A 24,017-nucleotide genomic window follows, 5' to 3' on the forward strand; every position below is an offset into this window, starting at 1 on the left:
TATTATCCTTCGTTATCGGCCGCGAGACGAATCCCGCTGAACTGCCATCGCTTTTCGGGCTGGAAAAAATTACGGTAGCTGGCACGAATGTGATTTTGCGGCGTGATGCAGCTTCCTCCCCTTAACACCATCTGATTGCTCATGAATTTGCCATTGTATTCCCCCAGAAAGCCACGCTCGTTGCGATAGCCGGGATAGGGAGAGAAGGCGCTGGCAGTCCATTCCCATAAATCACCAAAAAACTGTTGCGGGTCTTCAGTACGCTCCGCATGAACCGGATGAAAGCGGCCCTCTTCCATGAAATGGCCGTTTGCCGGAGTTAAGGGTTTACTCACTACAAAATGCTCCCACTCCTCTTCCCGAGGTAGACGCGCATCACGAAAACGCGCATAGGCTTCGGCTTCGTAATAGCTGACATGCGCCACCGGTTCATCAGCATGAAGCGGCGCCATCCCGCGTAAGGTATAGATCTGCCAGGTGTTATCCTGCTTAATCCAGTAAAGGGGCGCCTGCCACTGATTGGCCTGTACGCAATCCCAGCCGTCTGCCAGCCACCACTGTGGTTGCTGATAACCGCCGGCTTCAATAAATTCAAGGTATTCCCCGTTGGTGATCAGACGATTAGCCAGACGGTAGGGTTTAAGCAGGCAGGCGTGCCGAGGGCTTTCATTATCAAAGCAAAAGCCATCATCCCCAAAGCCGATATTCACCACGCCGCCTTGTGACTCACTGAAAGTCAAGGGCCGTTCACCCGAGGTTTTCTCCCCACTGGCGCGTCTGGAAAGGTAAGCCGGCCAATCCGGATGAATAAAAAAATTATGCTTGATGTCCATGAACAGCAACTCCTGATGCTGTTGTTCATGTTCAAAACCCAAAAGCAGTAACGGGGTAAGTTCCTCCAATTGCTGGCGGGGCATTTGTGCAATGAAATCCAGCAGGTGGTCCGTCACATGGCGGCGATAGCGGTAAACGGTTTCCGTGGTTGGCCGCGACAACAAGCCTCGTTGCGCCCGCGTGTAAGGTTTGCCAATGCTTTGGTAATAGGAGTTAAATAAATAGCCAAATGCCTGATTAAAAAGACGGTATTCTTTGCAATGCGGGGTTAGCAAAAAAGTTTCAAAAAACCAGCTGGTGTGGGCAAGATGCCATTTTGGCGGACTGACATCCGGCATGCTTTGAATGACATAATCCTCTGTCAACAAGGGTTCGCAAATGGTTTCAGTGGTATTTCTGACCGTTAACAAGGCCTGACACAGGGCTTCTTTTTCCATCAAAATAATCCTTTATTTTGTAGAAAATGAATAAATAATAATAAATCTAGTCAATGAACAAGAAGTTCGCAAACTTTAAAAGCAACGTGATTCCTCCCTTTATGCCAATTAATCAAGCACTTTTTATAAAGCTATCTATACTCTAAAGAGGAAAAAGGGCTTGCTCTATTGGTCTGGAGGCGTGATGAGAATATCGCATGGGGTGTTAAACAAAGCCGTTGCTGCCAACATTATTTCCAGAGAGCAGGCGGAGGCGTTGTTTGAGTTCCTGCAGAGGCAGCCCGAGCAGGGCCCTGCATTTAATTTGACCAATGTGCTTTACTACCTTGGCGGATTGCTAGCCATTGGCGCGATGACGCTGTTTATGAATCTGAGCTGGGAGGCCTTCGGCGGCTGGGGGATTTTTTACCTGTCCGTTCTTTATGCCATTCTTGGGCTTTGTTTGGCCGCGATTTGTCAAAAAAGAGAATTGCATGTGCCGGCTGGCATCTGCGCTACCTTTGTTGTCTGTTTGACGCCACTGGCTATTTACGGTTTGCAGGTAGCCATGGGGTGGTGGCCTTCTCAAAGCACTTACAGCGATTACCATCGCTATGTGCAATGGAACTGGATTTTCATGGAGTTGGGCACCCTGGCTGTGGGTGTCATTCTGGCGTGGATATATCGCTATCCGTTTATGGTGATGCCCATTGCTGTCACACTCTGGTACCTGTCAATGGACATTACAGCCTTGATTGTGGGCGAAAATGCCTTTGATTTTGAATTGCGTGCCCTGGTATCCATGTATTTTGGATTGACGATTGTCCTGTTGGCTTTTTGGGTTGATGTGCGCTCACGTCATTCCGGCGATTACGCATTCTGGTTATATCTGTTTGGAGTAATGGCCTTTTGGGGCGGGTTGTCTTCGCAAAATTCGGACAGCGAATTATCCAAATTTTTTTATTTCTGTATTAATCTGCTGATGATAGGTATTGGCGTGGTGCTGGTTAGAAAAGTCTTTGTGATTTTTGGTGCCTTGGGCTGTGCCTTTTATTTAGGGCACCTGGCGTGGAATGTATTTAAAGACAGCGCTTTCTTCCCGGTGTCGCTCACAGCCATCGGCATCCTCATTATTTATCTTGGTACCTTATGGCAGAAACATGAGCGTTCACTCACGGACAGGGCACATTCCCTTTTACCAAAACCGTTGCAGGAATTACTCAAGGCCCGTAATGACTATTGACGGCGTCATTCATTAACCCTGATGAACAAGGCGGAGACTTCCCATGGTAAGCAAGTACGATGCAATCATTCTTGGTGGCGGCAAGGCGGGTAAAACCCTGGCGATGGATTTAGCAAAAAGTGGGCAGCATGTGGCCATGGTTGAAGATAATCAAATTGGCGGAACTTGCATTAATGTGGCGTGTATTCCTACAAAAACACTGGTTAAATCAGCAAAAATAGCCCATTACTGCCGCACAGCCCAGGCCTACGGGTTACAGGCTAATCTTGAGCCGGTGGATTTCAAGGCCCTGCGTGCCCGCAAGCAGGCGGTAGTAAAAGGCATGCGGGATGCCAATTTAAAACAATTTTTAGATTCAGGAATGGATTTACTGTTAGGCCGCGGCCGCTTTGTGGATTACAAAACCATTGAGGTGACGTTTGGTCAGCCGCAGGAAGGCAAAAAGACAGAACTCATCACGGCCGATCGCCTCTTTATCAATACCGGGGCTTTGCCCTTCATCCCACCCATCAGCGGTTTGTCCCAGGTTCATTATCATACCAATGAGACCCTGATGAACAGTGAGTATTTGCCGGCCCATTTAATCATCATTGGCGGCGGCTATATCGGTTTGGAGTTTGCGCAGATTTTTCGCCGCTTTGGTTCGCAGGTGACCGTCATTGAGGCGGCACCGATTTTTCTTGCACGTGAAGACCGGGATGTGGCTGAGCAGGTGCAAACCATGCTTCAGCATGAAGGGATTCAGTTTCTTATCGATGCCAAAATAAATCAGGTGATGAAAGAGGGCAAACAGGTGATGCTTGATATTTATCACGCGGGGCAGTCAGTAACAGTGCAGGGCAGCGATATCCTGGCAGCGGTTGGGCGTATCCCCAATACTGCCGGTTTAGGGCTTGATCGAACCGGTGTGGCCGTGGACGAGCGTGGTTTCGTGAAAGTCAATGATTATCTCGAAACCTCTGTGGATGGAATTTGGGCTTTAGGGGATGTCAAAGGCGGCGCACAATTTACCCACTTATCCTGGGATGATTACCGGTTGGTCAAATACAATCTCAATCATCCTGACAACAAACGCAGCCGGCATGGTCGCTTAATCCCCTACACCGTGTTCCTTGATCCAGAGTTGGCACGCCTCGGCATGACCGAGACCGAGGCGCGTCAATCCGGTCGTGCCATCAAAATTGCCAAAATCCAGGCCGCCATGATTCCCCGGGCAAAAACCCAGGGGGAAACCACGGGCATGCTCAAAGCAGTCATCGATGCGGATACGGACGAAATTCTTGGGGTTTCCATCCTCTGTGCCGAAGCGGGAGAAATTTTAGGCACCCTGCAGGTGGCGATGGAAATGAAATTACCCTATCCGGTGCTGCGAGACATGATGTTTGCCCATCCAACCATGGTGGAAAGCATTAACATCTGGTTTAACAATGTCCATTAATTCGCCTTCGACTTAAGGTAGAGTTAAGCTGGGCCTGTTATATTGCCAATCTGTTTATAATTTGAATAAAAAACGATGCTGTTAAAAGAACAGATTGTTGCACGAAGTATTGACGAGGACCAAAAGGCTGTCGCTGAACAGTGGGCTAATACCTTCAAGCACAGCCAAACCGACAAGCGAGCCGTCCAGATGGCGCAGCTGATGGCGGCCTGCATTGCTCACGGTGAGTTTCGCGTTCGTGATTATTTGAGCAAAAGCGAGGGGCTGCAACCCCCGTCCCATCAATTAAGCGTCATTGATTACCTTTCCCACGCCAGCCGCATTATCTTTGATTATCACGAGTTGTCTGTTGCAAACCGGCAGGAATTTCTAACGTTTTTCCCCCTCCCTGAAGACGACAGCGCTGTAGTTTCCCGTTCGGCTACCCATGGCGTGGATCGGGACACGCCCAATGCCATTGTCGAATTAAAGGGCCTGGTGTTGGGTTTGGCCGGGCAACTGCCAACCTACCTTAAAACAGCCCGTGATTTTGGCGTAAACATCGCAATGGGCGGGGAAGGACAGCGGAATGCCAACCAGAAAACCATTACCGCCAATGGTTACAGTGGGCATTTGTATTTCCACCGCTACGATGAAAAGCAATTGCTCATGGCCGGCCTTGAACAAAGTGCGCCTGCGACATCGGCCCTGCATCTTTTATGGGGCGAATCAGCCCCTGTTGCCAATGAACAGCACGGTACTGATCAATTTGGCCAGGGGCATTCGCTGCTTGGCGCCTCAGACATCTATACTGCCGCTGGCTCCCTGTATTTCAGTGATCCGGTTTACCAGGCCAAACTAATGACAGAAAAACAGTGCTTTCCGCCAGATAAATACGGCGCAATGCAGGTGAAATTAACCGATGAAAACTGGCCTCAAATAAAGGCGTTTTTAATTGAGCTTCAGGGAAACAGCCAACAAGGTAAAACGGATTTACTGATGAAGCAGTTATTGGCAAAACCTGCGTCTGCGGTTGAGGGCGAGCGGCAAGTTAAAAGTTTTATCGCCCTGGATTTCGCTACCTACCTGCATCGGGTTTATGATGCGTTTATTGCGGCCAACAATCTGGACGAAAATAAAGCAATATTGCCCCTGCAGAATCAGTTGTTAGCTATCATTACCCGATTACAGCAGGGAGATGCCAGTTTTTATCAGGCCTTTTCGATGAAAGTAAAGGCAATAATGGGCTTAAAAGGGTTGCCAGACACCTACATCAGGGCGATAAAGCGAATTGATGAGTTATTTACTAAACAATTGAGCGTTGATCCCCAATTAAAAAATGTCCAGAAGGAAATCCTGCTCGAAAAACGCCTGGACAGTTTACAGGCTGAAGCAGTCGAATTGTTGCAGAAATTGCGGCTGGTGCGTGAGTATTTTACGGCGGACTATGTCAGTGATGATGAAGGCATCAAACGCTATTGCAAACAGTTAGACGAAGCCGAGCGGAAATTAAAGGAATGTTATGCCGATGTTTCGAAAACGCCCTCGTTGGAAAGCAGCTGGCTGATGCTCGGCGCAGATGTCAACGAGAAGGCAATGGATTGCTTAAATGAGGCCATTGAGCAGGGAAAAAGCAGTCTGAAGCAAGCCCCTAAACTGTATTCCGCCTTCACGTTGCAGTCGTTGACGCAGGAGCTTGGAAAAGCTCAAATCGCCAATGAAACCCTGATTTTGCAATTGAAAGTGCAGGACGCCTTTTATGAGAAACTGGCAGAAGACAACAGCAAGGCCACCACTCAAAAAATTGACGAATTACAGCAACATCATGAACAGAAACTTAGGCTTCTTGAGAAGGATCATCAGGCGAAGCTTAGCCGACAACAGCAGCGATACGAGCGGCGCATGAAACAGATGGAGCCGGTTTTACTGCAAGTGATGAAGCTTGAGAAAAAGGCTAAACAGTTACACGAACGCGGCAAAACGGGCGCCGGCGACAAGGCTAACCAGTTAGCCATCGATGTTCGTTCGAAACTGCAGCATTATTATTGCAGCGATAAAACTGAACAGCAAGCGTTAAAGACCCTGCAATACGAAACCGAACGGCTGATGGATGGTTGTGTCGAAACCTTTGAAGATCATCGGGGCTGTAAAGAAATCCTGGCTGGAATCCTGATGCTGGTGATTGGTTATTTTATCGCGGTTGAAATCATGAAGAAGAAAACGGGAAAACCAACGTTCTTTCTGACGGAGACCGAATCGCTTAAAAAACTGAACAACCTGCGTAACGCATTGAACAACGTCAATTTGGACAACGAAGACTACTCGGAGGATGAGGACAATGCGCTGGTGATTGATGCCGCCCAGATCTGAGCGGCGGCTACCGTTTAGGCTTTGAAGCTATTCTTATTATCAAGGCCGTCTTCATCCTCAGACTCATGAGTGCTTTTTTGAGCTTCTTCATCTTCAATAATCAGTCTGGCAGGTCCCTTGCCTTTGTCCTTGTCGCTGATATTGATAGAAACATGATCGGGTAATTCGGATGTATCGTCTACCGTCGGCTGTTCCGGCGCAGTTTGCGACGGTGTGCTGGTTTCGTCCTTGGATGCTTCGGCGAGAGCGAAGGAGAAAGCGAGGAGCCCTTCAAAAAACAGATCCACCAGAAGCTTTGATTTACAAAGCGCGTTATTTTCGTCCTCACAGGTATTGTCTTCAGCAAACAACGCGATAATCAAGCCCAGTTGTGTGGCTGCTAATGCAAACTGCAAAAATTGCACCCCCTTTTCACTTCCATGAGTATCCGTACGGAACATGGAAAAAAGGGCGATCAGTATTTGTGCGAATTTAGCGGGGATGACGGCTTTGACATCAAGATTCTGAAGGCCGGACCCTAAAATTTCTGTGACAGCTTGGACCCTCTGCGTGTGTCGATGTCCAGAGGAAGACGAGTAGGCAGCGGGTCTTAAGGTATTTATTGCATTATTAAAAAAACCAGACATTTTATTTCCTTATAACTAAATCCACATTTTTTGGCTGTAACACCTTATCATAAAAGACAAATTTATAAAAAACCGTTTTGAAGTAACAAAACTGTAAAGTATTGTAAAAAATTTATTTTGTGTTATTATTGCGCTAACTTAACCAATATGATCAATTATGCCTTCTTTATGCTCTTCAGGATCGACAGTAAATCACAAGGAGTGGGGGGATATTTTCAGTTGGTGGAAAAAAGAAAAACACCCAACCCTCACGGGGCGTTTTTTCCCCAGTTATCAAACCAGTCTGCTGGATAAAAGCATCACCGAATTTTCATCGTTGCTGGCATCTAAGGAAAGGCAATTAAAGGAAAAAAAACTGACCGCCTTGCAATTGCTGCGGACTCAAATCCTGAATTGGCAGCACATGCACACCATTAATGAATTATCGTCGCATCGTCACAAGGTCATCAAAACACTGCTGAAATGGGTTGATAAGGAAATACAGACCACGGAAGGCTCCAGGGTTAACGAGGCGGAGGCAAAGCCCAACACCCTCCGGTTAACGCAATCCTTAGGCAGGGAGCAACCGGTTTTTTCATTCCCATCAAGTGGTGAAACACTCTACAGTTGGTGGAAAAAACACAGCCAGCGGCATTGGTTGACCTGGCGCTCCGATGCCACCCGGGAACTGGATAAAGCCATTCGCTGGTATTCCAATGCCGTCATTATCGATCAACAGGAAGCGTTGCGGCAGATTTTGCATGCGATTGATGTCTGGCTTTATGCACGCAATGGATTAAGCAGCCGTCAACCGCAGGTTTTGGAATTAAAACACAGGGTAGAACAAACACTCGCATCCCTCCCGGTTGAAGAAGAAAGTGAGGACGAGACCTTGTCGTTCGATTTTAATGGATAAACGCTATTTCAATCTGCTTCTCATTGCCCATGTATTCATTCTTTGTTTAAGTAATGTACTGGTGCAATACCCCTTTGATGTGGCCGGGTTTAAAACCACCTGGGGTGCTTTAAGCTACCCATTGATTTTTATTTTATCCGATTTAACCGTCCGTCTTACCCAGGCGGCGGTCGCGCGCCGGATTGTTTACCTTGCCATGCTCCCTGGGCTGGTCGGCTCTTACCTGATTTCCAATGTGCTGACTTACCATACCCTGTTTGCTGGCAATGCCATGGCCCTGCGCATTGCCTTAGCCAGTTTTGTTGCTTACGTCTTCGGGCAGTTAAGCGATATTTTATTATTTCAACGTCTGCGTCAAAAGAAACCGTGGTGGATTGCGCCGGTGTTTTCTACAACCTGGGGAAATCTGCTCGACACGTATTGTTTTTTCTTTATTGCTTTTTTTCACAGCAGCAACCCGTTTTTAAGCCAGCACTGGTTAGAAATTGCCAGCGTTGATCTGGTGTTTAAGTTGATTATCAGCCTGGTGTCGTTTGTGCCGCTGTATGGCTTACTCCTTGCCTGGATTTTACGTTCACAGCAAAGAGCCGGGGAAGCAGCGGCCTAATTCACAATGGCCGCCAGGGCAACACTGCCTTTGCCGGCATGAAGACCAATGGCCGTGGAGGCCGGCTCGATGAAAGCGGGTTCATAACCAAAGGCTTCCGTGGTCATCAAGGCAAATTCCTCCGCCTTTTCCGGTACCCCCGCATGAATAATGCAATAATTGTCCAGACCCTTGCCACTGGCCTGTTCCTGAATGAGTGACACCAGTTTGCTTAAGGCTTTGGTCTCGCTGAACGCCTTGTCGTGGATAATGCCTTTCCCTTCTTCATCAAGGGTAATGATTGGCTTGACGCCGGAAAATTGCGCCAGCATGCCTTTCAATTTGCTGACCCGTCCGGAGCGGATTAAAGAGTCGAACTGGTTGACCATGACAAAAATTTTCGTTTTGGCAATTTTATCCTGCAGACTCTGTTTAATCGCTTCAATGCTGTGCCCGTCAGCAATCAATTCCGCGGCATGATTCAGTAAAAGACCCTGGCTGCCGGCAACATGGCGGGAATTAATTACGTGAACATTGGCAAACGGCTGGCTCGCTTTGACAATGGCATCGTGCGTGCCGCTTAAGGCTTTAGCCACACTGAGAACCAGCACGTGTTCATAATGCGCTGACAGGTGCCGCAGCTTTTCTTCAATTAGCGCGGGGGCGGGAAACGAGGTGGTGGGGTAAACCACGGATTGCGTTAAATGGTCGTAAAAATTTTCACCATCAAGGCAATAACGATCCAGTAAATCATGGCCGTCGAAATGGACATTGATGGTGATAAAATGAATTTGATACTGATCAGCCACGTCGTGTGGGATATTGGCACACGTATCCGTGACCAAGGCAATGGGGTATCGACGCTGATGGATAATTTCGTATTGACGAAGCATGTCGTCGACTTTGGGGTATTGCACTTTGCCTAACGATTGCAGAGAAGAAAAAACCTGCCAGGGTTTATCGCAATGAAGATGCAGTCGACAGATGCGGGAATTGGCTGTCAATACAATACTGTCTCCCTTGTCCTGGACGGCCTGCGTAATGGCCGCTTTGTCAATTCCCTCGCCGACCAACATGGCTTCGGTACAATAGCGGGTAACGGGTGGTTGGCCACTGACGGGTTGCTCTTCATGATGTGATTCACAGCGCAGAAGTTCTGTTGTTTCCACTTTTTGCAGGGGATTGGCTAAAAATTCTGCGAATCCGTTCACAAAAAGCCGAAATCCCAGGGCCCCGGCATCGACCACATGCGCTTCTTTAAGAACGGTTAATGTGTTGGCGGTTCTCTGCAGCGCTTCTTCAAGGAAGGGTTGGGTGTCAATCATTAACTGGTTGAAACAGGAGGTGCGCACGGCTGCGTTTTCCAGGGCTAAGGCCCAGCTTTCCATGACCGTCAGAATGGTACCTTCAACCGGATTAACAATGGCGGCGCGCACGCTGGCAGCGGCACGGCTGACCATTGCGGCAAAATACCGCGTATCCAGTTGTGGCGGCATCGTGGCCTCTAAAAGCCCATTAAAAAACTGTGAAAAGATCATGCCGGAGTTGCCGCGTGCCCCCAATATGCCCGCATCCGCAATGGCGCGGCATGTCGCCTCCATGCCTGCCATCGGTTTGGCATGTGTAACGATGGCTCTTGCGGTGGCCGCCATGTTATCCCCTGTATCGCCATCGGCTACCGGAAACAGGTTAATGGCATTCAGTGATTCGCGTTGTTGGATGAGGGTGTAACACGCATGAATAACCGCAGAATGGAGCAATCCAGCATCAAGGTGCAATAATGCCATGGCTAACAAAATTCAGTGACTTTCCATTAGCATACACCGACTTTTGATTGGCTTCATCCCTCTTGCCCTTAATTTATTAACTTTTAATAACTTATGCCGGCAAACTTTACTTGACATCTCGCATGGCGCAACCGAACATAGCGTCTATATTAATTAATTTAGTCGCAGGGAGAGCTGAGATGATGAAACAGAAATGGCTAATCAGTGCTGCTTGTTTTTTAAGTGCGCATGCATTTGCTGATGGCCTGTCGAATAACCCGGTTGTCAATGGCCAAAAAGTTATTACCCTGAGCGCGGGACCCGCCTGGTATTCTTCCGGAAGTACCCAAACCGTGACACTGCAGCCCGATGTTTTGAAAACCTACATTGGTGACAGTGAAACTCGCGTTCTTGGCACGGCTGAAATTTTCTTTGGCATTCAATGCCTGCTGACGAATCAGATTTACAGCCAGTTCGGTATTGCCGCCGCTTACGCGGGCAATGCCAAATTACGCGGCGATGTTCTCGAGGACGGCGATCCGAATTTTAACAATTTCGTTTACCGCTACCAGCTTAATCATGGGCGCGTTGGCTTAAAAGGCAAGCTGCTGGGTGATTTTGGCTATTGGGTTACCCCTTATTTGAGCGGCAGTGTGGCTGTGGCGTTCAATCATTCCTTCGACTGGTCATTAACGCCCAAGATTTTTGAAGAAGTGCCGGCACCGCCGTTTGCTTCCAACACCACAACCGCCTTTGCCTATACGGTTGGTGCCGGTTTGCAGGCGCCGCTGAATAAACACTGGCAACTGGGCCTGGGGTATGAGTTTGCTGATTTAGGCAAAAGCCAATTGGCCGCGGCCATTGGCCAGAGTGTGAATGATCGATTCAAGGAAACGCACCTGTACACCCATCAACTGCAATTCAGTGCGACTTATTTACTCTAAAAGGATTAAGAAATGCGAGGGATAATTCATTTTATCGGACTGGTTTTCTTAGGCTTACTCTCAACAGATGCTCTGGCAGGAGCCCAGCCTAAATTTTCTTTTTTTGTGATTGAGCGGGGACAGCCGGTTATTACGTCGGATGGCGCTACCGAAGTCATTTATCAAGTCACCAATAACACCCGGATTACCCGAACACTGGTGATGGTGCCAAGGCCAGGTCTTGCACTGGTGGCGGGGTTGCCTGGCAAATGCAACGCGCCGTTTACCCTGACACCGGGACAATCCTGCCAATTGCACCTGGTGATTTTAGGCAGTGAGATTGGCAGCGGTGTTTCCGGAGGTCCGGTCGTCTGTAAAACCTACCTCCCCAACAGCACTATTCCTGATACATCCCTCTGCTCGCAACCTGCTTCAGGTGATACGCTCAACATCCGGGTTGTGGGATAAACACCATTCCCGCCTTCACTACGTGGTGTTAAGGCGGGACGAGTGATTGTATTGCATACGTTGAACGGCAATGTTAATTGCCACGGTTACCGCAGCTGTTGCGAATGGCACGAAAAGCACCATGCCCCAGGGAATGGAAAATGGAATGTCCAACAGTGCAGAAGCCAGGTAACTATTGATGGCTATTGCTGTAATACTGGCCAGAAATCCCGCATAACCACCAATAATCAATGCCTCGCTGCTGCGTATCCAAAGCAGGGCATAACGGCGCATACCTAATCGTTTAAGGATTTGCGTTTCCTGCTGTTTGTTGTTGCTGAATGACAGAATAGCCAGTGAGGCCACCACGAGGCCTGCCAGTAATGCGAAGAACGTAATAAAACTGATGGCGTTCCCTGCGCTGGATATGATGGCTTGAATACGGCTAAGGGTATTTGCCACATCAATGAGACTGACGTTGGGGAATTGCTTCACCAGTTTAATCAGAAGCGCTTGTTGTTCAGGGGGCACATAGAGGCTGGTAATCAGTGTATGAGGGAACGCATTCAATAGGCCTGGCTTAAACAGCATAAAGAAATTGGGTTTAAACGAAGTCCAATCCACTTTGCGCAAACTGCTAATCTCAACCTGCACCTGACTGTCGCCTATCTGAAAGGTCAGGCTATCGCCGGTTTTTAACTTAAGCCGGTTCGCCAGGCCCAGTTCGACAGAGACCCAGGGCTTATCCAGACTTAAAGCCCAGCGGCCGGCAGCAATGTCATTGCCCTCGGGTAGTTCTGCAGTCCAGGATAAATTAAGTTCCCGTTGCAGGGCATTGATGTTTTTGCTTTCCTCGCCAAACAGTTTTTTTACAGGCTGATGGTTGATTTCAATCAATCGCCCGCGTACAACAGGATAAAAAGCGGCGGATTGGACGCTCTCCTGTTGAAACAATGCATGAAGGTCGTGCAACTGGGAGGGTTCGACATTGATGATGAAATAATTGGCAGTATTGGCCGGCAATTGTTGCCGCCAATTGGCTAACAAATCAGTCTTAAGCAGAAACAGGGATAAAATGGCAGTCAGGGCAAGGCCGATCCCCACTACTTGCAGGGCACTGTCTTCGAGATTGCGGGCAATGTTATTAAACCCAAAACGCCAATTCAGCGGGATGGCCCGTTGACTTTTTACCAGCCCAAAAATTAACCACAAGCTGGCAATGACCAGGCTGACATAGACCACGCACCCCATCAACACAGCGACAGTCATGCTTAAGGATTGGGTATACAGGTAGGCCAGCAAGGCAAGCAGTATTAAAGCTAAGCCGTAAGTCAGGTAAGCGCTGTTTTGCCCGATACGGTGCTGCTCGCGGAAAATAGCGATGGCTGTCACTTGACGCAATGCCCAGATATTACCCAAAGAAAAACACAGCAGCAGGAGCATGCCACTTAACAGGCTAAAGACGAAGGGGATTGCGTGGAGTTGCAGTTTAACATCCGGCAACAAGCCGCCCAACCACTGAACCAGCAAGGGTTGTAACCCATAACCCAGGAGCGCCCCTGTCAAACTGGCCAAAAGCCCGAGAAGACTTAAGCCGGTGAGGTAAAGGATAATCACCTGCTTTTTAGACGCCCCGAAACAACGCAACAGGGCCACTTGCTTTAAATGGCGCTGACAATAGCGTAACGAGGCCATGCTGACTGCTACACCCGCAAGGACCAGACTCATCAGGGTTCCCAGGTGCAGGTAATTTAAGGTGCGCTCGATGGTTCGGCTGACGGCGGGTGTGCTGTTTTGGCTATCAAGCCACTGCTGCTGTTCGGTGAGTTGCGATTTAAGCAGGTCCTGCAATTGTGCGAGCTTATCCGCATTGCCTTTCAGGAGCCAACTGTAAATAAGATTGCTTCCGGGTCTAATCACCCGGGTTTTATCAATGTCGGCCTGATTCATCAGGATGCGTGGCGAAAAAGAAAACCAGTCGCCCGTCTGGCCGGGTTCCTGACGAATAATGCCGGTTACCTGGAATGAACCTGCGCCGATATGGATAGTCTCACCGAGAGCAACGTTGAGTAGAGGCAACAGTCGGGGATTGAGCCAGACTTCGCCCGGGGGCGGCGCATGGGCGATGTGGCCTTCGGCATCTTCCATCCGCAACGCTATTTTCAGCGAACCCCGTAAAGGGTATAGCGGCGAGATGGCTTTGATCTGGGCTAACTGCAATTGCTCATCGTGCTCTGCCATGCTGAGAAAAGTGAGATTGACAGTTTGGGTGAGGTTTCGTTTGCTCGCTTCTTTAATCCATGAAGGATCAATGGGTGCGTTACTGGTAACTACCACGTCCGCCCCCAGCAGACTGGCTGCACCCTGTTGCAATTGGAGGTTGACCGAATAGGTAAAATTATTTAACGCGCTGATGCAGGCCACGGCAATGACCAGCGCCATGAATAAAAGGGTTAATTCCCCACTTCGCCAGTCGCGGCTTAGGGCTTTAATCGGCAAGGGCCATGTCAGCATTGCAGTTGACCATCCACCAACGGCCAATGACACTGACAGCGTCTCGCCAGTTCCTCATCGTGCGTCACAATCACCAGGGTCGTTTGATGGGCGCGATTCAGTTCAAACAGCAACTCGATAATGGTTCGGCCCGTTTGTTTATCCAGGTTGCCCGTTGGCTCGTCTGCAAACAGGATGCGCGGAGAAATCGAAAAGGCGCGGGCAATGGCAACCCGTTGCTGTTCGCCGCCGGATAATTGAGTTGGGTAGTGGCCTGCCCGCTGACTTAAGCCCACTTTCGTTAACCAGGCCATGGCCACTGGCAACGGGTCATCGTACTGACGATTAATTTCCAGGGGCAATAACACGTTTTCCAGTGCGGTCAGGTTCGGCAATAAATGGAAGGATTGAAAAATAAAGCCGATATTCCTGGCTCGCAATTGGGCACGCTGGTCTTCATCCGCTATAGTTATATCCTGAGTGTCATAATAAATTTGCCCTGAGGTTGGTAAATCAAGGCCTGCCATTAAATTAAGCAGCGATGTTTTCCCGGAGCCTGATGCGCCCGTAATAGCGATGGTAGCTCCTGCCTTGATTACCAGATTAATGTCTTTCAAAATAGACACGGTTTGATCACCGCTTGGCACGGTGAAATAGACATTCTGTAATCGAATTAACGTTTCTGGAGGCGACATGAAACCTCTGCACGCAGGTCTTGTTTTCTTTGCATTGATCATAGCACCCCTTTACGCAAAGAACATTGTGGTTCTTGGGGATAGTTTAAGTGCTGGCTACGGCATTGATGTACAGAAAAGCTGGGTCGTACTGCTGAGTGAAAAACTCAAGCAGGAACATCAGTCCTACCGCATCATTAACCTCAGTACCAGTGGAGATACAACCAGTAATGGTTTGCGAAAGTTAAAGCCGGCATTGCAAAAATATCAACCAGAGGTCATCATTATCGAGTTAGGGGCTAATGATGGCCTGCGTGGCCTGCCCGTCAGGCAGATGAAGGACAACCTTGAAAAAATGGTGATTGCCAGCCAGAAAACCGGCGCTAAAGTCATTGTGCTTGCGACCCTCCTGCCGCCTAACTACGGTTCGCGTTACCTTGACCAATTTAATAAGGCTTATGCTGAATTGGCAAAAACGTACGGCATAGTTTTAGTCCCTATGTTTCTTGACGGCGTGGCAGGTGACAGTGAATTGATGCAAAAAGACGGTCTTCATCCCAATGAACGGGCACAACAGCGCATTCTGGATAATGTATGGCCGCATTTAAAACCGGTATTGGAGTAATAAAAACAGGCAAGGTTTTTGCCTGTAAATTACGTTTTAATAGTTTAGTCGGTGCAAAACACACGATGAATGATGGCTGACTAGAAGATCAATGAGAAAGGGGAATGGTTATGAATAAATTGATGTGCACGCTTGCAGCCTGTGGGTTGCTGCTTTCTGCCTCGGCGGCCATGGCGAATCCGCAAAACTGGCAATCCTGGGTCGCGGAAGTGCGTAAACAGGCCCTGGATCAAGGCATTTCAGCCGAGTTGTTTGATGAAGCCTTTGCCGACATCCGTGAGCCAAGCCGTCAGGTGAAAAGCCTGGCACGCTCCCAGCCGGAACATCGGTTGACGTTCACCAAATATTTAAATACCCGCGCAGACAATTACCGCATTGCCATGGGTAAAAAGAATTACACCAAAAACAAAGCGATTCTGGATGAGGTCGCTGCCCAGTTTGGTGTCGATCCCTGCTTTATTGTGTCGTTCTGGGGAATGGAAACCAGTTACGGGACCTACATGGGCAATTTCCCGGTCATTAAGTCCCTGGCGACTTTGGCTTATGATTCCAATCGACCGGATTTCTTCCGTAAACAGCTCTTTTTAGCCCTGCACATTGTCAATGACGGGCATGTGTCATTGAATCATTTCAAGGGCGAGTGGGCAGGGGCGTCAGGCCAGCCGCAATTTTTGCCGTCAAGTTGGGTAGAATACGCGGTAGATTATGACGGGGATGGCCGTAAAGACATTTGGGAAAGTAAACCCGATGTGTTCGCCTCAATTGCCAATTACATGAAGAAGAATGGCTGGCAGACAGGGCAACCCTGGGCTATTCGGGTGAAATTGCCTGCCAAATTTGACTATACCCTGGAAGGTAAAAGCATCGTCAAACCAGTCAGTGAATGGAATGCACTTGGCGTTCGTACCGAAAAAGGAGAACCCTTGCCGTACCAGCAATTGGAAGCCAGTATTGTTCAACCGCATGGCGGCCCGGTTTTTCTGGCATTCCCCAATTACAAAATGATTTTGCGCTACAATAATTCTATCTACTATGCCGGCGCGATTGGGTACATGGCGGATAAAATCTGTAACCGCGTGCAGTAAACAGGCGATGCGGCCAGCACCGCTGCTGTCGGTGCGGCCTTGCGCTTCAAGGAGGCTTTGTGACGACTTTTCTCGATAAGACCGCAAGTTTAACACCGCTTGCCCGCCGAGTGATCTGCGATAAAGCCACTGAATACCCCCACACGGGGCAATATAACCAGCCTGTAGGCCGCGGCACCTACCTCTGTCGCCGCTGTGGATTGGCCCTGTTTCGAGCTGAAAGCCAATTTCATTCCGGTTGTGGGTGGCCGAGTTTCGATGATGACATTGTTCAGGCGGTCAAGCAGGTTCCGGATGCGGATGGTCAGCGGACTGAAATTCTGTGCGGGCGTTGTCAGGCGCACTTGGGCCATGTGTTTACCGGTGAGCAGTTTACTGCCAAAAATCGCCGTCATTGTGTGAATTCGGTGGCCCTCGATTATGTAGCCGACGGTGAGGTGCTGGATACCGAAGAAGCCATTGTCGCGGGAGGATGCTTCTGGGGCGTTGATCATTTTTTGCGCCAATTACCCGGTGTTCTGAATGTGGAAGTCGGTTATACCGGCGGGCATGTGCCCGAACCAAGTTATGAGCAGGTGTGTCAGGGGAACACGGGCCATTACGAAGCGGTGCGTGTGGTTTTTGATAAAAGTAAACTGGATTATCACGCCGTCATCAAGCGTTTTTTTGAAATTCACGATCCAACCCAACGCACGGGGCAGGGCCCCGATTTGGGGCAGCAATACCGCAGTGCAGTGTTTTATTACAATGATGAACAAAAGGCGACGATCGAGAGTTTAATTCAGCAATTACGGCAACGCGGCTACGAGGTGGCAACCCGGCTGCTGGAGGTTCGCCCCTTTTGGCCTGCGGAAGCCTACCATCAGGATTATTATGCCAAACACAGCAAGGCGCCCTACTGCCACCGGCCCGAACCGCGTTTTGGTGATTAGCCTAACGCGGGTTGCGCGCTGTACAGTTGATTATTGTTTGTCTGTGACGCTTCAACTTCAGGACGCAGGTACTTCGCCAGATGCGTTGTGGGGTATCGCTTTAAAAACTGCACGGCCAGATTAAACCGCCGGGTGTCGGAAAGACGGTTATTTTCAAGCGCTTTAATGGTTGCCAAACTGGCATCGCTCGAAAAGAAGGTATTCAACCCCAAACGCCCTGACAGCCCACCCAAACGGGACGATTTGTAATCCCTGTACTGTTTCACTACCTCGTTGACCTGCGCCATGGTTAGTTTCGGCGCGGCGTCCTCCCTGTTGTACAGGGTCTGTCGAAGGGTTTTCGCGCGCTGCTCTTCACCGCTTTGGGTTGAACGGATAAATTTATGAGCGGGCTCGCCGTTCGCTTTCGTTTTAAGCTCAGACAGTTGGCCAGGATAATAATCAATTCGAATGTTGCCCTGGTGATAGTGTTCGTATTTGCTTAGGGCGTTACGAAAGGCAGACGCCAGTATTTCTGCCTGCTTTCCCGCATCAAAGAAAAAAAGTTTGATGCGCAAACTGCGTTGCGAATTCGCCTGGAATTGTTGCAGTAAACCTTCCTTAACCAAATCATCGGCAATTTGCGGCACAAGAACCGACTTTTCATCATGAGTCAAATGCAGATGTCTGGAAATACTGGGGGAATGCCTGGCAATCTCACTGTCGATCGACATGAACGTGGGGTGCGGCTGGGCGCCTGGGGTTCCATGCAACCAAACGCCCAGTTTGGCGCTGCCAGGCAAGGGCGGTATTTTTTCTCCTTGATAACAAAGAATGACGTTTTTATTTTTTTGTTTCTCAAGTTCTACCCATTTGTTTACTGCTTCCTGCTGATCAAGGGAGAATTTTTTCCTTGGAATTGGAATGTAAAGGTAATAAGTCATGGCAAGAAAACCTTGGTAAGTAACAATTGAGTAAAGATTTGTAAAAAATCATACTTAAAAAACACAGAAATGTAAATAATTATTTCTTTTTGATTTGCCAATGAACAAGAAACGCGTGTGTCGTCAATGGCTTAACATGAAAGCAGGCGTGAGGCTTTATCCTCGATATAAAAGTGAATGCAGTTACGACCGGCTCGCTTGCCTTTCAACAGCGCCATTTCAGCATTCGTTAACAGGCATTCTGGTTGTATGGATAGAGGATCAAAACAGGTATAACCAATCGTTACGCTGAAATCGATCTTATCATGCGGCGTTTCGGCAATAATTAACGACAGATTGTGCTGAATCCGTTCGACAACGGTACGAATGTTGGCTGTGTTATCGGTGTGAATCAGAATGATAAAATCGGAAAACTCACTGCGGGCAATGGTGTCCTCCGCACGGCAGGTACGCATTAAAGTTTTTGACATTTTTTTAAGAAGATCGTCGCCAGCTTCGAAACCATGGTGTTCGTTGATGGTTTTCAAACCATCAATGTCCACTGTCACCAGGCCAAACCCTTTCTGAGACTCCAGGCTTTCAGCGAGTTGGTAGGCCAGTATTTTCTTAAAGCCGGTAAAATTCCAGGCCCGGGTTTTTTGATCGGTGAAATCCAGGCGTTGATCATAAGTCATTTCATCCAGGAGCATTTTTTGCGCTTTGGACAGGCGGCAATTATTAATTTCCGTTTCCGCAAGCTTAATGATGTCATTGAGGCTACTCAAATCGGTCAGGCAAAAGGTTCTGGGTTTATTGTCGAGTAACACAATAGCCCCTATTTTTTTCTTTTTTTTATTGTATATCGGACAGCTGACATAAAAGCGTATTTCTGCGCCTTCAAGAATCAGGGGTGTTTTGAGAAAGCGCTCATCGTTGTGGGTGTCTTCAACAATCAGAATGTCGTCATTAATGTATTGTGTAAAAAGCGATAAGTCCCTGTTTTTACCAAAAACTTCTGTGGAATTAATTAAGTTAAATCGCTGACGCTTCTCGTCAAACAGGCTGATGGCGACAAGGGGTACATCAAACAGGCGTTTGCTTAAGCTGACAAGACGGGACAGGCTGTCTTCAATGGGGGTGTCGATGATTTTACTCAATTGCTGCGTAATGATATGGATATCAGAGGAAAATGCTTTTTGCCCCATGATCAATCCTTATTCTGACCCGGTACTATCAACTATAGCACGCACAGCCGGGTATGCAGGTAAATCTGCTTATAAGTCAAGTGATTGGCCTTCGCCAGGCGATATTTTTGGCTTTTGGCAGGCATTCCTGGGTAATCTGGTGTAAAATTTAATAAATTTGTATAAATTTATGTCTTCAGACGTCGTATAAGGCGTAGATTAAAGTTATGGGCAGTAAGCCCGATATAAAACACGAGGACAGGGGTCAGCCCAGGGTTGGAGAAAAGGTATGCAAAGTTATTCTTTATCTGAAATTCTATGTGAACGCATGCAGAATGCAGAAGAGGAGCTTGGTTTCGTTGAACGCATTATCCAACTGAATTGTAATGAAATCGACACGTGGGAGTTCAGAGACCGAAAAGCCTTTGAAATCGGTAACATTGAGGAACTGGCTTTCAGCATCAAGCACAAGGGCCAGTGCCAGCCCATTGTGATTGTCAGGGCATCTGATGAATTTCGACCCAAAAGCGATCCGGGCGCCAAATACATCGTCATTGCCGGGTATCGCCGCTGGTCTGCCTGTAAACTCTACAATATTCCGGTCAAAGCGGTGCTTAAGGATTTAACATTTAATCAGGCGATTTCGGTGCTCGTTTCTGAAAATGAAAAAGAAAACGTGTCTGATTACTCCAAAGGGATGTTTTACACCACGCTTTTGCGTACTGAAAAAATCACTCAGGAGCAGTTAAGCGACAAGCTCGGCTTAAGCCCTTCCGTCTTAAGTAACTACCTGGCCTTTGCCCAGGTTCCTAACGAAATCTGGGAAGCCGTGGGCGATTTATCCCATGTTTCTGCCAAAACAGCGGCTGTTATCCGTGCCATCGCCAAAAAAGGCACAATCTACATCGAGGTTTTGTGTGAAATCGGCGATAAGATAGCGAAGGGATTCGGGGAAAAACGCATAAAAGAAGCCGTTGAAGAGCAGTTGGATAAAAAATTAAAGCGGGCACCCATTGATAAATTCAATAATCACCACTTTAACTACCGGGGAAAACAATTAATGTCCCTGCATCGCGGCACCATCAAATTAAGCAATACGCTGGTTCAGCATGAACACTACGACAATCTCGTGGCTAACCTTGAAAAGTTGCTGGCTGACTTTGCGGATTTTTACATCAACAAATGATCATTGTTTTTTTTCTTCTTGCTGGTACAGGGCATCAGCCTGCTCCGCCTTTTTAGTGTTTTCACGCAATTGCTGTTCTTTCAACTGCTCTTGCCAGAAGTCATTCAGCTGGATTTTGAAGCGGTTGAGAAAACGAAAAAGCTTGCCGAGATGCATGGCCAGCATGGGAAGTTTATTGGGGCCGAATACCAGAAGGGCAATGATTAAGGTAAGCAGCAATTCGCCTGAGGTCATGATTTTTCGTCGTCTTCATTGAGCGCCTTGCGAAAATTTTTAATGGCGCTGCCCAAGTCTGAGCCAATGTTTTTAAGTTTGCTGGTGCCGAAAAGGGCAACGACGATTAACAAAATCAGCAACAGCGACAAAGGACTCACTCCGCTTAGTCCCATCATTCACTCCTGTTTGTGCGGTTAATTAACATTATCATACCGCCAACAAGGGCAGCAATCAAAGTGGCAGGTGCTATTTTATCAGGCTCAATCAAGTCAAAAAAACTAAGCGCACTCAGGGTTAGCATGGCGCTGAAAATACCGGACCCAAGCCCCCTATTCCATGTCTGTTGACGGTTTTGCACAGGGGGAGTGGTGGAAAGCATTAATGATCGTATTTTCTCCTCTTTACTAAGTACCAGAAGGTCATTAAGTAAACGCGGCATGTGGGGGAGTTGCTCCGCAAAGAAAGGCAGATTTTCTTTTAATCGCTCGATAAACGCTTTGGGCCCGATTTGCTCTTTAAGCCATTTTTCTAAAAAGGGTTTGGCTGTAGCCCAAAGATCGAGCTCAGGATACAACTGCCGACCTAGGCCTTCGATGGCCAGCAATGTCTTTTGCAATAACACCAGCTGCGGTTGAACCTCCATCTGAAAACGCCTGGCCACCTGAAATAGCCGCAAGACCACCTGGGCAAAGGAAATGTCTTTTAATGGCTTTTCAAAAATGGGTTCGCAGACGGTGCGAATGGCGCTTTCAAATTCCTCAATGCGGGTATTGCGCGCAACCCAGCCTGATTCCACGTGCAATTGGGCAACACGGCGGTAATCGCGGTTAAAGAAAGCATAAAGATTCTCAGCCAGGTAGCGCTTGTCATTTTCGTTGAGCGTACCGATGATGCCAAAATCAATGCAAATGTACTGTGGGTTATTGGGATGCTGCGTGGATACAAAAATGTTGCCAGGATGCATGTCGGCGTGAAAAAAGCAATCGCGGAACACCTGGGTGAAAAAAATTTCAACACCGCGTTCGGCAAGCTTTTTAATGTCAATGCTGTAGTCGCGAAGGGTTGCCACATCAGCGACCGGAATCCCGTAAATGCGTTCCATGACGAGGATGTTTTCTCGCGTGTAATCCCAGAATACTTCCGGAATGTAGAGCAGCGGGGAATTGAGGAAATTCCGACGCAATTGACCGGCATTGGCCGCTTCACGCTGCAAATCCAGTTCATTAAGCAGGCTGTGTTCAAATTCCGCGACGATTTCCTTCGGCTTGAGGCGCTTGCTTTCCGGCCAGTACCGATCTGCAAAATTGGCAATGGTGTGCATGATGCTTAAGTCCTTTTCGATGACTTTACGCATGTTGGGACGCAAAATTTTCACCACCACCTCTTCACCGCTTGTTAAGCGGGCAGCGTGCACCTGGGCCATGGAGGCCGAAGCCAGCACCTGGGTGTCAAATTCGGCAAACACCTCGAAGGCTGAGCGGCCATAGGCGGCGGCAATAAGGGCTAATGCCTGTTCACTGGGGAAAGGCGGCACTTTATCCTGTAGTTTGCAAAGCTCCAAAGCAATGTCTGGCGGTAAAATGTCCGGCCGAGTGGATAGTGCCTGACCAAATTTAATAAAAATAGGCCCCAGCTCTTCGAGGGTTTTACGCAGGGCTTCGCCGCGTGTTAATGGCTGGCGGCGCCACCAGGTCCAGGGATTTAAGTAGACGATAAAGCGAAACGGTGCAAACAAATGAATGGAAACAATGAGTTGATCAAGACCATTACGTGCCAAAACCCAGTTAATGTAGAGCAGACGAAAAATTTGTTTAATCGATTTCATACGCGGCCGCTAGTAAGTTAATCCGTGCCGTGAGACGCTCCACGTCGTGCCCCAGTTCATCGATGTCCCTGAAGAAATCCTCGATTTCTTCCCGGGAGGGGAAAAGCCTCAACTCGTCATGCAGGTAATGGGTCATATTATGCTGCATGGATTGCGTAAAATGATTAGTAAAGGCCCGGCCGCGTTTCACCAAAGAGCCCAGCTGGTGAGCGATCACATCGCCGGTAAAGTGGGCAAGATGCCCTTCCCAGTCGATGTCAAGTTCATCAAACAGCTTCTTAACCTGATAACCCAATTCCGTATCGCCTGAAAGCCTGATTTTATCGTTAAACAGAGAGCGCGCTTTGGAAGCGGGCAGGAAGCTTAAGCGGATTAACCCTAAGGGATTGCTGTGAATGACCGTGTCGGGATGCTCTGGACAGCTGTCCAACAGAAGGAGTTGCTGCTTTTCAAAGGTAATGAAAAAACGAATGTCGAGCGGTGAAACAACCACTTCTATCCGTTTGCCATGCAGGGCGGCAATTTTTTCCGGCATGGTATCATCCAGCGCCAGCGCGCCATTAATGGCTGTCTGCAATGCTTTAAGCGAGTATTTTTTTATCATAACCCTCTCAGTATTTGTAGGCGATATGCAGGGCAACAATGCCGCCGCTTAAATTGTGATAATGACAATCCTCAAAGCCCGCGTTTTCAATCATGGTTTTCAATGTGTCCTGATCCGGATGCTGTCGGATGGATTCCGCCAGGTATTGGTAACTGGCGGCGTCTTCGGCAAACCACTGCCCCAGTTTTGGCAGTATGGCAAAGGAATACCAGTCATAGACAGGCTTTAAACCCGGCAGGGTAGGGGTGGAAAACTCCAGAATCATCACTTTGCCCCCCGGTTTGCAGGTTCTGAACATCGAACGCAGGGCTTCATTTTTGTCCGTGACATTACGAAGCCCAAAGCCCATCACGATGCAATGAAAACGGTTGTCGGCAAAAGGCAGGTACTGGGCATTGGCCTGCACATAATGAATGTTATTAAACAAACCCTCATCCAGTAGCCGATTGCGGCCGACGTCAATCATGGCGTCATTAATGTCAGCGAGAATAACCTGCCCTTTCGGTCCTGCCTTTTTGCTGAGCAGCCGGGTTAAATCGCCGCTGCCGCCAGCCAAATCAAGCACAACCTGCCCTTCACGAACCTGGCTTAATTCGATGGCGAAGCGTTTCCAAACATGATGAATGCCCAGGGACATGAGGTCATTCATCACATCGTAATTTTTAGCCACCGATTTGAACACCGCGCCGACTTTTTTTTCTTTTTCGTCCCAGGCTACAGACTGGAAGCCGAAATGCGTGGTTTTTTGCTCATGAGTCATCAGAAGCC

General features: G+C 48.4%; 23 protein-coding genes. 11 read left to right on the forward strand and 12 right to left on the reverse strand.

Annotation, left to right across the window (positions count from 1 at the left end):
• Window positions 1-2: 2 nt before the first annotated feature.
• The gene (gene egtB / locus GH742_RS00305; RefSeq protein WP_203455642.1) at window positions 3-1,271 is read right to left on the reverse strand and encodes an ergothioneine biosynthesis protein EgtB; all 1,269 of its coding nucleotides are present in this window, start codon (window positions 1,269-1,271) and stop codon (window positions 3-5) included.
• A gap of 184 nt (window positions 1,272-1,455) precedes the next feature.
• Here egtB and GH742_RS00310 point away from each other — a divergent pair, with 184 nt between their 5' ends.
• The 3 genes from GH742_RS00310 to GH742_RS00320 all read left to right on the forward strand — a co-directional run bounded on the left by GH742_RS00310 (window position 1,456) and on the right by GH742_RS00320 (window position 6,280).
• Complete coding sequence (locus GH742_RS00310) at window positions 1,456-2,493, forward strand: DUF2157 domain-containing protein (protein ID WP_203455643.1); 1,038 nt, start codon at window positions 1,456-1,458, stop codon at window positions 2,491-2,493.
• Window positions 2,494-2,536: 43 nt separating this feature from the next.
• On the forward strand, window positions 2,537-3,931 hold the full coding sequence (locus GH742_RS00315; RefSeq protein WP_203455644.1) for a mercuric reductase: 1,395 nt from the start codon (window positions 2,537-2,539) through the stop codon (window positions 3,929-3,931).
• 75 nt (window positions 3,932-4,006) lie between these two features.
• Window positions 4,007-6,280: a hypothetical protein gene (locus tag GH742_RS00320; RefSeq protein WP_203455645.1), complete on the forward strand. Its 2,274-nt coding sequence runs from the start codon at window positions 4,007-4,009 to the stop codon at window positions 6,278-6,280.
• Window positions 6,281-6,294: 14 nt separating this feature from the next.
• On the opposite strand, the gene GH742_RS00325 is transcribed toward GH742_RS00320, so the two are convergent.
• Entirely contained in the window at window positions 6,295-6,906 is a 612-nt protein-coding gene (locus GH742_RS00325; RefSeq protein WP_203455646.1) for a hypothetical protein, read from the reverse strand.
• 157 nt (window positions 6,907-7,063) lie between these two features.
• Between GH742_RS00325 and GH742_RS00330 the strand changes: the two genes are divergently transcribed.
• Together GH742_RS00330 and GH742_RS00335 are read left to right on the forward strand one after the other, a co-directional pair.
• Window positions 7,064-7,801: a hypothetical protein gene (locus tag GH742_RS00330; protein ID WP_203455647.1), complete on the forward strand. Its 738-nt coding sequence runs from the start codon at window positions 7,064-7,066 to the stop codon at window positions 7,799-7,801.
• Complete coding sequence (locus tag GH742_RS00335; protein WP_203455648.1) at window positions 7,794-8,408, forward strand: 7-cyano-7-deazaguanine/7-aminomethyl-7-deazaguanine transporter; 615 nt, start codon at window positions 7,794-7,796, stop codon at window positions 8,406-8,408. Before GH742_RS00330 ends, GH742_RS00335 begins: the two co-directional genes overlap by 8 nt.
• Here the strand turns inward: GH742_RS00335 and GH742_RS00340 are convergent.
• On the reverse strand, window positions 8,405-10,174 hold the full coding sequence (locus tag GH742_RS00340) for a DegV family protein (RefSeq protein ID WP_203455649.1): 1,770 nt from the start codon (window positions 10,172-10,174) through the stop codon (window positions 8,405-8,407). The two genes, GH742_RS00335 and GH742_RS00340, sit on opposite strands and share 4 nt — an antisense overlap.
• A gap of 179 nt (window positions 10,175-10,353) precedes the next feature.
• Between GH742_RS00340 and GH742_RS00345 the strand changes: the two genes are divergently transcribed.
• A complete protein-coding gene (locus GH742_RS00345; RefSeq protein WP_239005231.1) occupies window positions 10,354-11,097 on the forward strand; it encodes an outer membrane protein in 744 nt (247 codons plus the stop codon).
• A gap of 12 nt (window positions 11,098-11,109) precedes the next feature.
• A complete protein-coding gene (locus tag GH742_RS00350; protein WP_203455650.1) occupies window positions 11,110-11,544 on the forward strand; it encodes a hypothetical protein in 435 nt (144 codons plus the stop codon).
• 18 nt (window positions 11,545-11,562) lie between these two features.
• Here the strand turns inward: GH742_RS00350 and GH742_RS00355 are convergent, their stop codons facing one another.
• Window positions 11,563-14,037 carry an ABC transporter permease gene (locus GH742_RS00355; RefSeq protein WP_203455651.1) on the reverse strand — a complete coding sequence of 825 codons (2,475 nt, stop codon included), beginning with the start codon at window positions 14,035-14,037 and terminating at the stop codon, window positions 11,563-11,565.
• The gene (locus GH742_RS00360; RefSeq protein WP_203455652.1) at window positions 14,031-14,711 is read right to left on the reverse strand and encodes an ABC transporter ATP-binding protein; all 681 of its coding nucleotides are present in this window, start codon (window positions 14,709-14,711) and stop codon (window positions 14,031-14,033) included. Before GH742_RS00360 ends, GH742_RS00355 begins: the two co-directional genes overlap by 7 nt.
• Between GH742_RS00360 and GH742_RS00365 the strand changes: the two genes are divergently transcribed.
• The 3 genes from GH742_RS00365 (at window position 14,710) to GH742_RS00375 (ending at window position 17,332) form a co-directional block, all read left to right on the forward strand.
• Complete coding sequence (locus tag GH742_RS00365) at window positions 14,710-15,315, forward strand: arylesterase (RefSeq protein ID WP_203455653.1); 606 nt, start codon at window positions 14,710-14,712, stop codon at window positions 15,313-15,315. The two genes, GH742_RS00360 and GH742_RS00365, sit on opposite strands and share 2 nt — an antisense overlap.
• Window positions 15,316-15,485: 170 nt before the next feature.
• On the forward strand, window positions 15,486-16,400 hold the full coding sequence (locus GH742_RS00370; protein WP_370569535.1) for a lytic transglycosylase domain-containing protein: 915 nt from the start codon (window positions 15,486-15,488) through the stop codon (window positions 16,398-16,400).
• A gap of 59 nt (window positions 16,401-16,459) precedes the next feature.
• Window positions 16,460-17,332 carry a bifunctional methionine sulfoxide reductase B/A protein gene (locus GH742_RS00375; RefSeq protein WP_203455654.1) on the forward strand — a complete coding sequence of 291 codons (873 nt, stop codon included), beginning with the start codon at window positions 16,460-16,462 and terminating at the stop codon, window positions 17,330-17,332.
• Here the strand turns inward: GH742_RS00375 and GH742_RS00380 are convergent.
• Together GH742_RS00380 and GH742_RS00385 are read right to left on the reverse strand one after the other, a co-directional pair.
• The gene (locus tag GH742_RS00380; RefSeq protein ID WP_203455655.1) at window positions 17,329-18,255 is read right to left on the reverse strand and encodes a hypothetical protein; all 927 of its coding nucleotides are present in this window, start codon (window positions 18,253-18,255) and stop codon (window positions 17,329-17,331) included. The two genes, GH742_RS00375 and GH742_RS00380, sit on opposite strands and share 4 nt — an antisense overlap.
• Before the next feature lie 131 nt (window positions 18,256-18,386).
• Complete coding sequence (locus tag GH742_RS00385; RefSeq protein ID WP_203455656.1) at window positions 18,387-19,439, reverse strand: sensor domain-containing diguanylate cyclase; 1,053 nt, start codon at window positions 19,437-19,439, stop codon at window positions 18,387-18,389.
• 268 nt (window positions 19,440-19,707) lie between these two features.
• On the opposite strand from GH742_RS00385, the gene GH742_RS00390 reads away from it, so the two are divergent.
• Window positions 19,708-20,604, forward strand: coding sequence for a ParB/RepB/Spo0J family partition protein (locus GH742_RS00390; RefSeq protein ID WP_203455657.1), 897 nt, complete (start codon window positions 19,708-19,710; stop codon window positions 20,602-20,604).
• On the opposite strand, the gene GH742_RS00395 is transcribed toward GH742_RS00390, so the two are convergent.
• From GH742_RS00395 to ubiE, 5 genes are read right to left on the reverse strand one after another with little or no spacing between them, the layout of a single operon-like run.
• Complete coding sequence (locus tag GH742_RS00395) at window positions 20,605-20,838, reverse strand: twin-arginine translocase TatA/TatE family subunit (protein ID WP_203455658.1); 234 nt, start codon at window positions 20,836-20,838, stop codon at window positions 20,605-20,607.
• Window positions 20,835-20,993 carry a twin-arginine translocase TatA/TatE family subunit gene (gene tatA / locus GH742_RS00400; RefSeq protein ID WP_108291178.1) on the reverse strand — a complete coding sequence of 53 codons (159 nt, stop codon included), beginning with the start codon at window positions 20,991-20,993 and terminating at the stop codon, window positions 20,835-20,837. Before tatA ends, GH742_RS00395 begins: the two co-directional genes overlap by 4 nt.
• On the reverse strand, window positions 20,993-22,645 hold the full coding sequence (gene ubiB, locus GH742_RS00405) for a ubiquinone biosynthesis regulatory protein kinase UbiB (RefSeq protein ID WP_203455659.1): 1,653 nt from the start codon (window positions 22,643-22,645) through the stop codon (window positions 20,993-20,995). The genes tatA and ubiB overlap by 1 nt, the downstream gene beginning before the upstream one ends.
• Complete coding sequence (locus tag GH742_RS00410) at window positions 22,632-23,249, reverse strand: SCP2 domain-containing protein (protein ID WP_203455660.1); 618 nt, start codon at window positions 23,247-23,249, stop codon at window positions 22,632-22,634. The genes ubiB and GH742_RS00410 overlap by 14 nt, the downstream gene beginning before the upstream one ends.
• A gap of 7 nt (window positions 23,250-23,256) precedes the next feature.
• The gene (gene ubiE, locus GH742_RS00415; RefSeq protein WP_203455661.1) at window positions 23,257-24,009 is read right to left on the reverse strand and encodes a bifunctional demethylmenaquinone methyltransferase/2-methoxy-6-polyprenyl-1,4-benzoquinol methylase UbiE; all 753 of its coding nucleotides are present in this window, start codon (window positions 24,007-24,009) and stop codon (window positions 23,257-23,259) included.
• Window positions 24,010-24,017 lie beyond the last annotated feature (8 nt).

The sequence above is a fragment of the Legionella sp. MW5194 genome (assembly GCF_016864235.1).
Lineage (GTDB): Bacteria > Pseudomonadota > Gammaproteobacteria > Legionellales > Legionellaceae > Legionella_C.